Source organism: Acidovorax sp. JMULE5, from assembly GCF_013376875.1.
In the GTDB taxonomy this organism is placed as follows: domain Bacteria; phylum Pseudomonadota; class Gammaproteobacteria; order Burkholderiales; family Burkholderiaceae_C; genus Acidovorax; species Acidovorax facilis.
The window spans coordinates 3,772,683-3,786,305 of record NZ_CP035951.1 but is presented as its reverse complement, the minus strand read 5'-3'; the positions used below and the strand labels follow the sequence as shown (position 1 = coordinate 3,786,305).

Annotated in this window: 15 protein-coding genes; 4 read left to right on the top strand and 11 right to left on the bottom strand. The window is 67.5% G+C overall.

Going from position 1 to position 13,623, the window contains the following annotated elements:
* Positions 1-23: 23 nt before the first annotated feature.
* A complete protein-coding gene (locus tag EXV95_RS17195; RefSeq protein WP_055397261.1) occupies positions 24-812 on the bottom strand; it encodes an alpha/beta fold hydrolase in 789 nt (262 codons plus the stop codon).
* Between the two features lie 94 nt (positions 813-906).
* On the opposite strand from EXV95_RS17195, the gene EXV95_RS17190 reads away from it, so the two are divergent.
* On the top strand, positions 907-1,428 hold the full coding sequence (locus EXV95_RS17190; protein ID WP_055397294.1) for a flavin reductase family protein: 522 nt from the start codon (positions 907-909) through the stop codon (positions 1,426-1,428).
* Positions 1,425-2,015 carry an MOSC domain-containing protein gene (locus EXV95_RS17185; protein WP_176887803.1) on the top strand — a complete coding sequence of 197 codons (591 nt, stop codon included), beginning with the start codon at positions 1,425-1,427 and terminating at the stop codon, positions 2,013-2,015. The genes EXV95_RS17190 and EXV95_RS17185 overlap by 4 nt, the downstream gene beginning before the upstream one ends.
* A gap of 40 nt (positions 2,016-2,055) precedes the next feature.
* On the opposite strand, the gene yccS is transcribed toward EXV95_RS17185, so the two are convergent.
* The 6 genes from yccS to EXV95_RS17155 form a co-directional block, all read right to left on the bottom strand.
* Positions 2,056-4,254: a YccS family putative transporter gene (gene yccS / locus EXV95_RS17180; protein WP_176887802.1), complete on the bottom strand. Its 2,199-nt coding sequence runs from the start codon at positions 4,252-4,254 to the stop codon at positions 2,056-2,058.
* A 170-nt stretch (positions 4,255-4,424) separates the two neighbouring features.
* Positions 4,425-4,691, bottom strand: a complete 267-nt coding sequence (minE, locus tag EXV95_RS17175; protein ID WP_010465263.1) for a cell division topological specificity factor MinE — start codon at positions 4,689-4,691, stop codon at positions 4,425-4,427.
* A gap of 3 nt (positions 4,692-4,694) precedes the next feature.
* Positions 4,695-5,513, bottom strand: a complete 819-nt coding sequence (gene minD / locus EXV95_RS17170) for a septum site-determining protein MinD (RefSeq protein WP_176887801.1) — start codon at positions 5,511-5,513, stop codon at positions 4,695-4,697.
* A 44-nt stretch (positions 5,514-5,557) separates the two neighbouring features.
* Entirely contained in the window at positions 5,558-6,319 is a 762-nt protein-coding gene (minC, locus tag EXV95_RS17165; RefSeq protein WP_176887800.1) for a septum site-determining protein MinC, read from the bottom strand.
* Positions 6,320-6,483: 164 nt separating this feature from the next.
* Positions 6,484-6,786, bottom strand: a complete 303-nt coding sequence (locus tag EXV95_RS17160; protein WP_055397269.1) for a hypothetical protein — start codon at positions 6,784-6,786, stop codon at positions 6,484-6,486.
* A 206-nt stretch (positions 6,787-6,992) separates the two neighbouring features.
* The gene (locus EXV95_RS17155) at positions 6,993-7,826 is read right to left on the bottom strand and encodes a hypothetical protein (protein WP_176887799.1); all 834 of its coding nucleotides are present in this window, start codon (positions 7,824-7,826) and stop codon (positions 6,993-6,995) included.
* A gap of 242 nt (positions 7,827-8,068) precedes the next feature.
* On the opposite strand from EXV95_RS17155, the gene EXV95_RS17150 reads away from it, so the two are divergent.
* Complete coding sequence (locus EXV95_RS17150) at positions 8,069-8,995, top strand: DMT family transporter (protein ID WP_176887798.1); 927 nt, start codon at positions 8,069-8,071, stop codon at positions 8,993-8,995.
* A 102-nt stretch (positions 8,996-9,097) separates the two neighbouring features.
* Here EXV95_RS17150 and EXV95_RS17145 read toward each other — a convergent pair whose 3' ends face one another.
* Both EXV95_RS17145 and EXV95_RS17140 read right to left on the bottom strand, forming a co-directional pair.
* Complete coding sequence (locus tag EXV95_RS17145) at positions 9,098-9,610, bottom strand: hypothetical protein (RefSeq protein ID WP_176887797.1); 513 nt, start codon at positions 9,608-9,610, stop codon at positions 9,098-9,100.
* 55 nt (positions 9,611-9,665) lie between these two features.
* On the bottom strand, positions 9,666-10,811 hold the full coding sequence (locus tag EXV95_RS17140; RefSeq protein WP_370460089.1) for an MFS transporter: 1,146 nt from the start codon (positions 10,809-10,811) through the stop codon (positions 9,666-9,668).
* A gap of 66 nt (positions 10,812-10,877) precedes the next feature.
* On the opposite strand from EXV95_RS17140, the gene EXV95_RS17135 reads away from it, so the two are divergent.
* Positions 10,878-11,837 (top strand): LysR substrate-binding domain-containing protein, encoded by a 960-nt coding sequence (locus EXV95_RS17135; RefSeq protein WP_176889086.1) that lies wholly within the window; start codon positions 10,878-10,880, stop codon positions 11,835-11,837.
* A gap of 49 nt (positions 11,838-11,886) precedes the next feature.
* Here EXV95_RS17135 and EXV95_RS17130 read toward each other — a convergent pair whose 3' ends face one another.
* Together EXV95_RS17130 and pssA are read right to left on the bottom strand one after the other, a co-directional pair.
* Positions 11,887-12,729, bottom strand: coding sequence for a PhzF family phenazine biosynthesis protein (locus EXV95_RS17130; RefSeq protein WP_176887795.1), 843 nt, complete (start codon positions 12,727-12,729; stop codon positions 11,887-11,889).
* Positions 12,730-12,781: 52 nt separating this feature from the next.
* Positions 12,782-13,408, bottom strand: a complete 627-nt coding sequence (pssA, locus tag EXV95_RS17125) for a CDP-diacylglycerol--serine O-phosphatidyltransferase (RefSeq protein WP_176887794.1) — start codon at positions 13,406-13,408, stop codon at positions 12,782-12,784.
* Between the last annotated feature and the right edge of the window lie 215 nt (positions 13,409-13,623).

Sequence of the window (13,623 nt, the reverse complement as noted above, 5' to 3'; positions counted from 1 at the left end):
CGGCTACGCCGGGTGGGGCGAACTCAGTGCAGCACCCGCCGCTGCGCCAGAAAGTCCAGCAGCGCGGCATCGAAACCCTCCGGGTCCTCCAGTTGCGGCCAGTGCCCGATGTGGGGCAACAACACGGTCTGCGCATCGGGCATCACCTGGGCCAGGGCCTCCAGGGCAGCCGGCGGTGTGCAGCGGTCGAGCTCGCCCCCCACCAGCAGCGCGGGTATGGCCAGCTGCGCCAAGGCAGAGGCTCCGCGATCAAACGTGGACAAGGCCTCCAGCGCGCGCCGGTAGGCCCCTGGATACACCTGGCCCAGCGCGTGGCTGGCCAGCCGCACCCCTTCGGGCAACGCACCGGTGCCGATGAACTGGGGCACCAGCGTCTGCGCCAGCTGCTCCATACTGCCACCGGCGTCCAGCGCCTTCAGAGCACCCAAGCGGGGCGCCACCCAGTCATCCATGGCCTGCGCATCCAACGCCGGCCCACCTGCACAGAGCAGCAGGCGGCGCACCTGCGACGGGCTGCGCACGGCGGCCTCCAGCGCCACCATGGCGCCCATGCCGTGCCCCACCAGGGTCACGGGGCCTCCCTGCAGGGCATCGATCAAGGCCAGGCAGCTCTGCGCCAGCGCCTTGAAGGTGTACGGCTCCACGGGCGCGCTGCGGCCATAGCCCGGCATGTTCCAGGCCACGGCGCGGTAACCGGCCGTGGCCAGCGTTTCCACCTGGGGGGCAAAGGTGAGGTGGTCGCCATCGGCGTCGTGCAGCAGGAGCACGGTGGGGCCGGAGCCCAGGGTGGTGAAGGTAGGTAGGACGGCCATGCGGTGGAAAACCAGTAAACCCCGCAACAGCGCGGTGGTGGGTGGCGCCTGATAATAGTTGCTCCCCCATGCTGCCACCGCTGGCACCGCTTTTGTGAACCCTTCGCTCCCCCGCCCCACCCTCGCCCTGCCACCGAGCTTCTCCACGCGCGAGTTTCGCGATGCGCTGGGCATGTTTGCCACGGGCGTGACCATCGTCACGGCCCGCACGGCTGCGGGCGACCTGGTGGGGCTCACGGCCAGCTCCTTCAATTCGGTGTCGCTGGCGCCCCCGCTGGTGCTGTGGAGCCTGTCGCACGGCGCCAGCACCTTGCCCACCTTTGCCGATGGCTCGCACTACGCCATCCACGTGCTGGCCGCAGACCAGAAGGCGCTGGCCGAGCGTTTTGCCACGCGCGGCATCGACCGCTGGGCAGGCCTGGAACACCGGCCCGGCATCAGCGGCGCCCCGCTGCTGGCCGGGGCAGCCGCCACGTTCGAGTGCTTCAACCGCAGCCAGTACAAGGAGGGCGACCACACCATCTTTGTGGGCGAAGTCGAGCGCTGCGAACACCGCGAAGGCATCTCGCCCCTGCTGTACCACGGCGGCAAGTTCTACACCGAGCACCCGCTGTGACGGCGCCTTTCGTCGTCGCACGCCACGTGAACGTCGGCTTCGCCCGGCGGCTGAAAGTGGGTGAGCGGTCGGTGCTCACCGCCATCGGCAAAACATCCGTCACCGGCTCCGTGGCCGTGGGTCCGCTGGGGCTGGCGGGCGACGAGCAGGCCGACCTGAGCGTGCACGGCGGCCTGGCCAAGGCCGTCTACGCCTACCCCGCCGCGCACTATGCGTTCTGGCAGGCACAGCGGCGCGACCGGGGCGTGAGCCTGTTCGACGAAGCGCTGCCACCGGGCTTCATGGGCGAGAACCTCACCATTGACGGGCCGCTGGAGCATGAGGTGTTTGTGGGCGACGAGTGGCATTTCCCCGACTGCGTGCTGCGCGTGGCGGCGCCCCGCGAACCCTGCTTCAAGTTCAATGCCGTGATGGGTTTTGCCCAGGCCGGGCGCGCCATGGCGGTGGCGGGCTGCTGCGGCTACTATCTGGCGGTGGACCGGCCTGGCACCATCGCCGCCGGGCAGACCGCCACGCTGGTCGCAGGGCAACGCGGGCTCAGCATTGCACAGGCTTTTGCGGGCAAGTTCGCCAAGCACGCGCGTTGACTCCGTTGTGGCCGCCCGCACGCGCCACAAGCTCCCCACGCTATTGCGTCGCCACCAACTGACGCGCCTGCGCCTGCAGCTGCGGGAACACCTTGCCCACCAGCTGCAGCTGCGCCGCCATGAGGCTGTGCGCGCTGGGCGCTGCCGGTACCGTGCCCCATTCGCGCAGCACCTGGGCTACCGCCGGGGCGCTGTGGGCCTTGCGCACCCGGCCTGACTGCTGCGCACGTTCCAGCTCCAGCGCCAGCTGCTGAAGGGATGCCAGCAGGCTTTGCGCCAGTTCGCGTGTGGCCTCGTCCATGGGCTGGGCTGCCGCACCACCGCGCTGGGCACCCAGGGCCGACAGGTAGTTGAGCTGGGTGTGCGACAGGCACAGGAAATTTCCCACCACCTCAGCGTTGCCACGCACATGCAAGGGCTCCTTGAGCATGGCACTGTACGAATTGGACAGTGCGGCATCGGCGTTGTGGGCATTGCGCCGGGCCAGGCGGTAGGCCAGGTGGTCGCATTTGCCCCCCTGGTACTGCGCCAGGATCTCCCGCAGGTACAACGCCTGGGTCTGCAGCACCTGGGCCGCCAGCCGGGGCCAGTGGCGCGACTGCCACGACGGCAGCACCAGCCACGAGGCCACGGCCGCGATCAGGCAGCCCACCACGGTATCGAGCAGGCGCGCGGAGATCACGCCGCTGGCCGCGCCCATCTGGTGAAAGCTGAGCAGCAGCAAGGTAGTGACCGCCGCCGTGGCCAGGGTGTAGCGGGTGTGCCGCGCCCCAAAAAACACCGCGCCCCCCAGCACCAGCAAGGCGGCCTGCACCAGCTCGCCCGGAAACAGCTGGATCACCGCCCACCCCAGCGCAAGCCCCATGGCGGTGCCCTTGGCGCGCTCCATCAGCCGCGTCTGCGTGGCCGCGTACTGCGGCTGGCTCACGAATACGATGGTCAGCAAGATCCAGTATCCATGCGGGTCGGCCGTGGCCTGCATGATGGCAAAGCCCACCACGAGAGACAGGCTCAGCCGCAGGCTGTGGCGCAGCCAGGGAGACTGCAGCTGCCAGTGTGATCGCAGGCGTGTCCAGGCATCGCGCAGGCTGCGGGGCTCCCGGTCAAACAGTGCGTGGTCCACCGCCACTTCGGCGTTGCCGGCTGGCAGCGCCAGCGCACTGGCAAACACCCCGGCCAGCGCCGTCAGGTTGTCGCCCAGCGCATGCAGCGACCGCAACGCCCGGGCCTCAGCGGGTGCGGACACGACACCGCAAGACTGCGCCTGGGACTCCAGGTGCGCCACAGCGGCCTGCATGTCCTCGATGGCGCGGGCCGTCACGCCCCAATGCTGGGGCACGGACTGCGCCTCGATCGCCACCGACAGCTTGAGCGCCTGTTCGCCCAGCAGCGTGAGCACGCGCTGGCAGCGGTACAGCACATCGCTGTGAAAGAACGACTGGGCCAGCAGGTCGTAGTGCTCGTGCGACGAACTCACGCGCTCGTGCACGTCCTGCGCCGCCAGGTACTGGTGCATGGCCGTTTGCAGCCACAGCGGGGGCGCGCCGGCACCCATGCGGCTGATCAGGCTCTCCTTGGTGGCGTTGAGGGCGTCCACCACGCGGCCGTTGTGCAGTGCCAGCGCCATGCGGCGGCGTTCCAGGTCCACATCCCGCACCGGCTCCAGCAACAGCGCCTTCAGGCGCAGGTATTCGCCCAGCATGGCGTAGAGCTTGGCGAGGCGGTAACGCACCGGCGCACGCGGCAGCACGGCATGCCACAGTACCGACACCACGCCGTACCAGGCCGCACCCGCCAGCATGCGGGGGATGGCGTCACCCGCGCCCGCACGGCTGCTGTGGGCGGCCAGCCCCGCATAGATGAACAGGATGAGCGAGCCAAAGGCAATGGCGCGGTAGCGCTCGCTCAGTGCCCCCAGCATGGTGATGCCGAAGGCCAGCAGCGCCATCACCCCCATCAGCACCCAGGGCCAGGACACCGCCGCCCAGACTGCACCGGCCATGAGGCCAAAACACGCTAGTGCCAGGCACTGCGCCCGCATGCGTCCGCGCCAGCTGTCGTCGGTTTCGGTGAGCGCGCTGGCGATCACCCCCAGCAGCACCGGCATCAGCTCGGCCTGCCAGTCGGCCCACCAGCCATAAGCCAGCACGGCGGCCAAGGCCACCAGGGCACGCGCGCCGCGCGTGACGCCTTCATGGTTGCGTGCGCGCTGCCAGCTGAGTTTCCAGGTTGTGTCCACAGGAGCCTTATTGCCGAAATATCAGGGATTACCCTAGTACGGTTAGCAATTGTCAGGCCAAATCAGACGGAGCCGGCCCAAAAAGAAACCCTGCCGTGCAGGGTTGCGGGGCAGGGTCTGGGGCGATACCGGGGCACGATGGGAGTGCGTGGCCCTGTGGCAGTGGCTGCCTATCGCACCGTATCGGGCAGCTCGATCTTGACTTCCAGCACTTCCAGATTGTCCTGGCGCTCCAGGTGCACCTTGAGGTCTTCGGGGTTGATCTTGACGTACTTGGAGATCACGGCCACCAGCTCGCGCTGCAGCGCAGGCAGGTAGTCGGGCTCGGCGGCGTTGCGGCCATTGCGCTCGTGCGCCAGGATGATCTGCAGGCGCTCTTTGGCGACGCTGGCGGTTTTCTTCTTCTCGCCGAGCAGGAAGGACAGGAAAGAAGCCATGGCTTATTTGCTCCCGAACAGGCGTTTGAAGAAGCCTGGCTTTTCCGCATCGATGAAACGCAGCGGCTTGTCGGTGGCACCCAGGAAGCGGTCGATCACATCCTTGTAGGCCTCGGACACATCGGTGCCCTGGGCATGGATGGCGGGCGTGCCCTGGTTGGACGACTGCAGCACCACTTCCGACTCGGGGATCACGCCGATCAGCTTGATGCGCAGGATGTCCTGGATGTCTTCCAGGCTCAGCATCTGGCCGTCCTGCACGCGGCTGGGGTTGTAGCGCGTGATGAGCAGGTGCTCCTTGATGGGCTCACCGCCTTCAATCGCACGCTTGGTCTTGCTGCCGAGCATGCCCAGGATGCGGTCGGAGTCGCGCACCGACGAGACTTCGGGGTTGGTCACCAGCAGCGCCTCATCGGCAAAGTGCATGGCCATGAGCGCGCCGCTTTCGATGCCGGCAGGCGAATCGCAGACGATGTACTCAAAGTCCATTGCGGCCAGGTCCTTGAGCACCTTTTCCACGCCGTCTTGCGTGAGCGCATCCTTGTCGCGCGTCTGGCTGGCGGCCAGCACGAACAGGTTGTCGCACTGCTTGTCCTTGATGAGCGCCTGGTTCAGGTTGGCCTCACCGTGGATCACGTTGATCAGGTCATACACCACGCGGCGTTCGCAGCCCATGATGAGGTCGAGGTTGCGCAGGCCGACGTCAAAGTCGATCACGGCAGTCTTGTGGCCGCGCAGGGCGAGGCCGGTGGCAAAGCTGGCACTGGTGGTGGTCTTGCCCACGCCACCCTTGCCGGAGGTCACGACGACGATTTTGGCCATGTGTTGCTGATTCTCTGTGGGGTTGGTACGAATGAAATGGGAACTCAGGCCAGCGGCTCGATGATGAGCTTCTCGCCGTCGAGCCGCACCTGGGCTGGCTTGCCACGCACATCGGCGGGCAACTCGGTCTCGGTGGTGCGGTAGATGCCCGCGATGGAGACCAGCTGCGGCTCCAGGCAGGTCGAAAAAATACGTGCTTCGGTGTTGCCCCGCGCGCCGGCAATCGCACGGCCGCGCAGCGGGGCATAGACGTGGATGTTGCCGTCGGCAATGACCTCGGCGCCAAAACTCACCACGGCCATCACCACCAGGTCGGCGCCGCGCGCATACACCTGCTGGCCGGAGCGCAGGGGCTTGTCCACCACCACGGTGCCGGGGCCTGGCATGGGCACTTCGCGAACGACCTCCACCTCGCGCACGACTTCGCGGATGACCTCGCGCACCTCGGGGGCGGGGGCCTCGGCACGGGCAGGCGGTGCATCGGGCGCTACCGCCAGCCCTGCGGCGCGCGCAGCGTCCATCTGGGCGGGGTTGCCGCCGCGCACGGCCACGGGCAGGGTGCTGCGGCTACGCAGCTCGGCCACGATGGCAGCAAAGTCGATGGGTACCTCGGCCTCGCGCACGGCAGCCAGGTCGATCAGCACGGGGTCGTTGTCAAAAAAGCCCGGGGCGTCGGCCACGCGCTCGGCCAGGTCGGCGGCGAACTGCGCGGCGTCGGTGGTCTTGAGCACCACGGCCACCACGGGCAGCGAGGCGCTCTTGAGGTCAAAGCTGGTGCGGGCCTGGGCCGCCGTCGTAAGGGCCATGAATGGGGTGTGGAAAGGAGCGCGGGAACCGTTTCAGAAGGCGCAAAGTGTACCGTGGGGCCACGTAAGCGCTTGTTCACGGCGTGTTTGCACTGTTCGCGCGCCCTCACCCACAAAAAAGCCGGGCGTACCCGGCATTCTTGCTATTGCCAGGGTTCCCCGGCTTAGTTGCGGTCAGCGCGCATGGGGCGGGTTGTCGCACCGCCGGAGCCCGACATGGTCCTGTCTGTGGTTACGGGGGCTGCAGCGGCAGGTGCTGGAGCGGCTTGCGTGGTCGCCGTCGCGGCGCCCCCACCGCCAACGCCCGTGGTGCCCATCGGCGTGCCTTGCGAGCTTTGCTGGCCCGCGCCCGTGGCAGCGTTGGGGCTTGCGGTGGTGGGTGGCGTGCCCTGCGCCATAGCGGTGCCCACAACGGCGACGGTAGCCAGGCCCGCGAGCAATGTCTTGAGTGTGTTCGATGCAGTCATGTGGAGACTCCTTGGTGTGTGGTGAATTTGGAAATCGCCAGCAACATCGCCAGCTGTACCCAGGCTAGTTGTTTGCGGCTGGCGCCACGTCAGCTGGAGACCGGAGCGCGTGTCGGACAGGGACGGGCCTGCACGGTGTGGGTCTTGCATCGCACTCCGAAAACACCCTGTTCAACAAGCCCGCACACACCGTGGGTCAATGGGCATCACTGCGCAGGCAGGTCATAGGCGCCAAAAAATGCGGCGGCCGGTTGTGTCTCGGGCAGCACGTACACCACAGCGCCCGAGCCACGCACCAGGGGGCTCAGCACTTTTTCGTAGAAAGAGACGGGAAGGTTGATGCAACCGAAGGAGATACGGTTGTCTGCGGCGGTGCTGGAGGCCAGCCGCTCCAACCGACGCTCGGCTTTGACGTTGGCCCGCACTCGGTGCATGGAGACCGCCGCGTCGTAGTCCACCCAAACCACGTCTTCGCCATTGGCGTTCAAACCGGTTTCGGCAACGAACCGGCCTGCGGGGGTGGTGCGCTCTTCGGGCAGTACCTGGCCGACGGGCTTGTCCCCCACGCCGGGAACGGTGTGGTCGCCGATGGCCGACCCCATCAGCGCCGGGGCCGCGCCCTGGAGCGCACCGTCGCGGTCAAACACATAGACCTTTGCGTGCATTTTGTCGACCACCACGACCGCGCGGTTCTGGTTGTCACCCGAGTGCAAGGCCCACGCCGCGATCTGGCGGGCTTCGGCCGAGGCGGGCTCCTTACCGAACTGTGCCCTGCGCGGTACCTGGGTTGGCTGCGGCGCTGGCGACGCGACCTTCGCGGGTGATGTGTCTACAGGGTTCGCCAGGTCGGCGCCCAAGAACAGCGCTCCTGTGGTCTGCGATGGCTGCTGCATCGCTGGCCACAGCCGCATAAACCCCAGCACCAGGACGACCAAAACCAGCAGTGCAGCGCCGGACAGCAGCCGGTCCTTGTGCCGTCCATGCCTTTGCCCTTCGCTCCTTGGCGCGGCGCGGTACGGATCTGTGTGGGATACGTTCATGTTGGATCTTTGAAGGGCAAAGGCAAAGGCTTTCGCCGCAGGGTGGTGCAGAGTTGGTGCGTACCCGAAAGCCACACACTAACCAGATCACCCGCCTGGCAGCGTCCGCCAAAGGCGCAACCGCTGTAGGACCAGCGACCCACGCTTGGCGTTGCCTGTCGTCGCCGCGGCGCTGCGCAGGGCCAGAAGGTCACGGCACACAGGCGATCTGAAGCGCAAGGCTTGCCTTTCATAATCGACCGATGTCCCTGTCTGCCCGCAAAACCCATATCGACGCCCTCGCCATCTCCCTGCTGCTCGCCTGCTGCATGTTCTGGGGCTTCCAACAGGTGCTGGTGAAAGCCACGGTGGCCGAGGTGGCGCCCGTGTTCCAGGCCTTTGTGCGCTTTGCGCTGGCCACGGTCGCGGTAGCGGCCTGGTGCTTGTGGCGTGGTGTAGGCCTTTCCGGCGCGGGCGAGCCCGCCGGGGCCACGCGTGCCGGGCTGTTGGCGGGGGCGCTGTTTGCGGGCGAGTTCGCGTGCATCTATCTGGGCCTGCAGTACACCACCGCCTCGCGGCTCACGGTGTTTTTGTATGCCTCGCCTTTCTGGGTGGCATTGCTGCTGCCGCGTTTCATCCCCGGCGAGCGGCTGCAGGGCTGGCAGTGGCTGGGCCTGGCTGCCGCGTTTGTGGGCGTGGGGCTGGCGCTGGGCGACGGGCTGCTGGGCCCTGCCAATGCCGCCCTGCCCCAGGCATGGCTGGGCGATCTGCTCGGGCTGGCGGCCGGGCTGATGTGGGCGCTGACCACGGTGGTCATCCGCACCACACCCCTGGCGCGCGTGGCCCCGGCCAAGCAACTGTTCTACCAGGTGAGCGTGAGCACGGCGGTGCTGCCCGCGCTGTCGCTGGGCCTGGGCGAGTCCTGGGTCTGGCAGTTCAGCGCGTTTGCCTGGGGCTCGCTGCTGGTGCAGGCCCTGGTGGGCGCGTTTGTGAGCTACCTGGCCTGGATGTGGATGCTGGCGCACTACCCTGCCACCAAGATCTCGGTGTTTGTGTTTCTCACACCCGTGTTTGCGCTGCTGTTTGGCGCGCTGTGGCTGGGCGAACCGGTCACGCCGGGGCTGGTGGCGGCACTGGTGCTGGTGGCGGCGGGCATCGTGCTGGTGAATCGGCGGCCTGCGGTGGCGTAGTACCCGTGGCAAAAGAGTTTGCATAAAAAATACGGCCTAGCGCTTCACCATAAAGCGTTTATAGCTATATTTTTAATAGCAAATCTTTGCATTCAGGTGCCGTCAGCCCACCAGGCTCAGTGCATACCGCGTATCCAGCAACACCTGAATGCGCGCACCCAGCGCGGCGCCTTCATCGTCCTCCAGCCGTGTGAACTGCTGGGTCCAAGCCTCAGACTGCGCAAAATTCGGGAACCGAGGCGGTTCGCCCCACAGCCAGTCCGGGTGCGTGGCCCTGGGGCTTCGACCGAACACATGCAGGTGCATCTTGCGGTGCAGCGCGGGGATTTTCGGCCCCTGGGGATGGGCCAGTGGGTTCAGCGCGTTGTTGCCCGCCTCCCAGTAGTTCAGGCAGCCACCGGCGAGCTGCGGCAAGGTGTCGAGCATGGCCCGACCCGTGGCGGCCACCAGGCACGACCAATGCGCCAGCTCTTCGGGCGTCAGCTCGCTGCGTTCCCAGACGGGGCGCGGCGGGTGGACAAGCACATGCCCGCCATCGCTGCGGTGGTTCATGGGCCGCGCGGGCAGGTCAACGGTGCCACCGGCGCAGCGGATCAATGTGGTGTGGATATTCACGGGGACTTCTCCAAAACGGAAGGTTGTAATAAGGGGGCGATGGCCGATCCGTGCCTCATCCGTCGCTGCGCGGCGCCCAGCAGGCGATGGCCGTGGCTGACAGCAGCAAGGCTGCGACGCCATACACCCAGGCGGACGGCGCAATGGGCAGCAGCACCCCCGCCAGCACCGGGCCTGCACCGGCGCCCAGGTCCCGCCAGACCGACCGCGTCGCCAGCGCCTGGATGCGCCCCGGCCCCGGCGTGCGGCGCGCCACCAGCGGTGGCAACAGCGGCAGCAACAGGGCTCGCAAAATCACGATGGCCAGTGCGCTGGTCCACAGCCACCCCAGGCCAAAACCCACCAGGGCCAGCGACGTGAGCACGGCGAAACCCACGAGCAGCACTTCGGCGCCATAGCGCTCGGCCAGGTCGCCACCCACCGCACTCAGCACGATCTCGGCCAGGTAGCGGACCGACAGCAACAGCCCTGCCACGACTACCGGATTGCCCGGCAGCACATCGCGGCCCAGATACGACAGGCCGATGATGAACAGGCCGTCCAGCACCAACCCCTCGACGAATGAAAAGCGGTCCAGGCGGCCCGGCAACTTGCCCCAGCGCTTGGGCGGTGGCGGCAGGGCATGCGGCTGGGCGGGCAAGTGCCGTGTGGCCAGCAAGGCGCACAACGCGACGGCGGCAAACCCCCAGAAGATCTCCCGGGGCTCCCACCACAGCGCGCAGACACCGCCAGCGGGCAGGGCCAGCATGGGCCCCAGCGCTGCAAAGGCGCGCGACTGCCCGGCGCGTCGCGCTGCGCCCACAGGCTCGGCCGTGGCCAGCGCCTGCGTGGCGAGGTTCAGCGCCGCAAAGGCCAGGCCCCACAGCAGCCGCAGGCCCAACAAGGCGATGAAGCCGCTGAGGGTGGCGTACCCCAGCGCACACGCGGCTGCGGCCAGCACCGCCAGCGAGCAGGTGAGGCGCTCGCCATGGCGGGCATAGAACCGCGCCACCGCCCCGTAGCCCGCAATGCGCACGAGGCGGTTTGCGGCCAGCAGAATGCCCGCTTCAAACAGGGTGACGCCAAACGCCGGGGCAAACATCGGCAGCAGCAGGTAGAGCACCGTGTCCCCGGGGAGTGACAGGCCCAGCGCCAAGGCGGCGCGGCGCGAGTGGAGGTCTGAGGCAGAGGGAGTGGCTGAAGGCTGTGGCATGGCCCGCATGGTGCGCGGCGGTGCCCGACGCGACAAACGATATTGCTGCGCGCCATGCGTGACAAAATCGCACGCATGTCACTCCGCCTGCCCCCGCTGAATGCCGTCCGCGCCTTTGCAGCGGCGGCGCGCCACCAGAGCTTTACCCGCGCCGCGCTGGAGCTGCACGTCACCCACAGCGCCATCAGCCGCCAGATCAAGGCGCTGGAATCCCACCTGGGCGTGGAGCTGTTCGAGCGCAAGACGCGGCAGGTGCTGCTCACGGCGGCAGGGCATCAGTTTCACGCGCAAGTCGGGCCTGCACTCGCGCAGATCGGCGCCGCCGCCCAGTCGCTGCGGGGCGATGCCGGGCTGCGCAGCGTCAAGATCAACGTGCGGCCCAGCTTTGCGGTGCGCTGGCTGATCCCCAGGCTGCCGGGTTTTGTGGCCCAGCACCCGGACATCGAGCCCCAGGTCATCACCAGCACGCTGGCACCCGACCACGCGGCCGAGGCTTTCGACCTGGCCCTGCGGCGCGGCCCGCGCGGGTGGCCGCCAGGCATGCAGGTCCACCCGTTTCTGGAAGACGAGGCGCTGGTAGTGGGGTCGCCGGCGCTGTTCGCCCAGCGCCCGGTCACGCGGCCCGAGGCGTTGTCGTCCCACGTGCTGCTGCTGTCCAAGTCGCGCAGCAAGGACTGGGAAAGCTGGAAGAAGCTGGTGAACGCACCGACGCTCCAACCCGCCAGCTGCCTGCAGTTTGACCACCTGCACTTTGTGCTGCAGGCCGCCGTGGATGGGCTGGGTTTTGCGGTGGCCCCGGTGTCGCTGATCACCCACGACCTGGCCTCGGGGCGGCTGGTGTCGCCCATGCCCAGCTTGCGGCTGCCGCTGACGCGGCACTACTTCGGCACGGCCCCAGACCCGTCACCGGAGACACAGTGTCTGGTGCAATGGCTCCGGCAAGAGATGGACGCCCTGCCAGATGCTCAGCCAGATGCGCTGCCGCCGTCAGGGCCTGGGCGCACAGCGCAATATTCAAGCCAAAACAAGCCCTAGCGCTTTACCATCAAGCGCTATTAGCTATACTATTTATAGCAACAAACACTCATTCGCCGTCACTCATCCACCGCGCCGTGCCCGACACGCGGATGGAGCTGCCCACCACCGGCCCGATCTCGGCGCGCAGGCGCGAGCGCATGCCCATGTCCTCGCCCTGCACCACGTCGATGGCGCCGCCATGCGGCCAGCCCAGGTCGCGCAGGTAGCCCGCCAGCGCGGCCGTGGCGGCACCCGTGGCCGGGTCTTCCAGCACGCCGCCTGAGGCAAAAGCGTTGCGGGTGTGCAGCAGGCGGTCTGACTCCACCCACACCAGCACGATGGTGACCAGCCCGGCGCTCACCATCAGCGTGCGGCCCGCGTCCAGCGCGTAGTGCATGGCCGCCAGCACCGCACGGCTGCGCAGGGCCAGCACCAGGTGGTCGGCACCGCCGTGGATGAGCGCGGGCGGGATGCGCGGGTCCAAATCGGCCGCGCTGAGCCCAAAAAGGGCCAGCGCGTCGGCCAGCAACGTGGCAGGCACAGGCCCGCTGCGTGTGGGGGGCGACTGCAGCGCTGCCTGCACCAGATCGCCCTGACCGCGGCCTTCGACCGTGATCTCGGCCTGGCTCAGCGACAGCGCAAACACGCCGTCGCCCTCGCGCTGCGCCAGCGCGGCGCCCAAGGCAATGGTGGCGTGGCCACAAAAGGGCACCTCGCTCTCGGGCGAGAAGTAGCGCACACGCCAGCGGCCACCGCCCAGCGGGGCGGCAAACGCGGTTTCAGAAAAGCCGACCTCGGCAGCGATGCGCTGCATGTCGGCGGGGGCGGGCAACTCGTCACCGATCCACACACCGGCGGGGTTGCCGCCCCGTGTGCCGTCGGAAAACGCTGCGATTTTTTGAAGTGCCATGGTGTTCAACATCCAGAACGACAGGACAGGAGATGGCAGGGCAGCCAGTGGCTCAGAGCTTGGGAATGCGAATCCGGCTGATCATCAACGACCCCGACAGTGCGAACAGCAGCACCAGCGGGTGAAGCGTAAAGCCGCCAATGAGCACCTTTCCAAACCACAGGCTCTCGCGCACAGCGCCCAGGTAGGCGGCCAGGGCCATCAACGCCACCAGCATGATCGAGGTGGGGATGGGCGTGCCTTCAAAGTATTTGACCTTGCCGTCGTCGCCCGACAGGGTTTCGGCCGTCACGTTGTAGCGCGCCAGGCGCGACACGCCGCAGGCCACGAAGTAGGCCAGCACGATGCGGTCATACAGGCCCTGCATGCCGCAGCCGTAGGCAATGATGGCGGGTGCTACGCCGAAGGAGATCACATCGGCCAATGAATCCAGCTCGCGGCCCATGGCCGAACTCTTCTGGCGCCAGCGCGCGATGCGGCCGTCCAGCACATCAAAGATCAGCGCGGCCAGCACCAGGGCGCACGCAAAGTACACATGCAGCACGTCGTTCGTTTCCAGGTACGACATGACCGAGAACAGCGCGCCCACGCCGCAGACCGCATTGCCCAGCGTGAACCAGTCGGCGAGGTGGAACTCACGGATCATCGAAAAACGTTTGGGCGGCTGCGGAGTGTTCATGGAGGGAAGGCGCGCGGCGGAGCGCGCAGTGGCAATCAACAAGGTCCATTATGGGTGTGCCGCAGCACCACCCGGCGCTGAGAGCTTGCGGACGGTCTCGCAGGGGGTCCTGAACCCTCTCTGACATCTGCGCGACTGCTTTTGCGCCAGCACACAGACAGACTGTGGCCATGCGGCGGGCGCAGCCGGGTAGGACGATGCCGCATCCGCCCCCC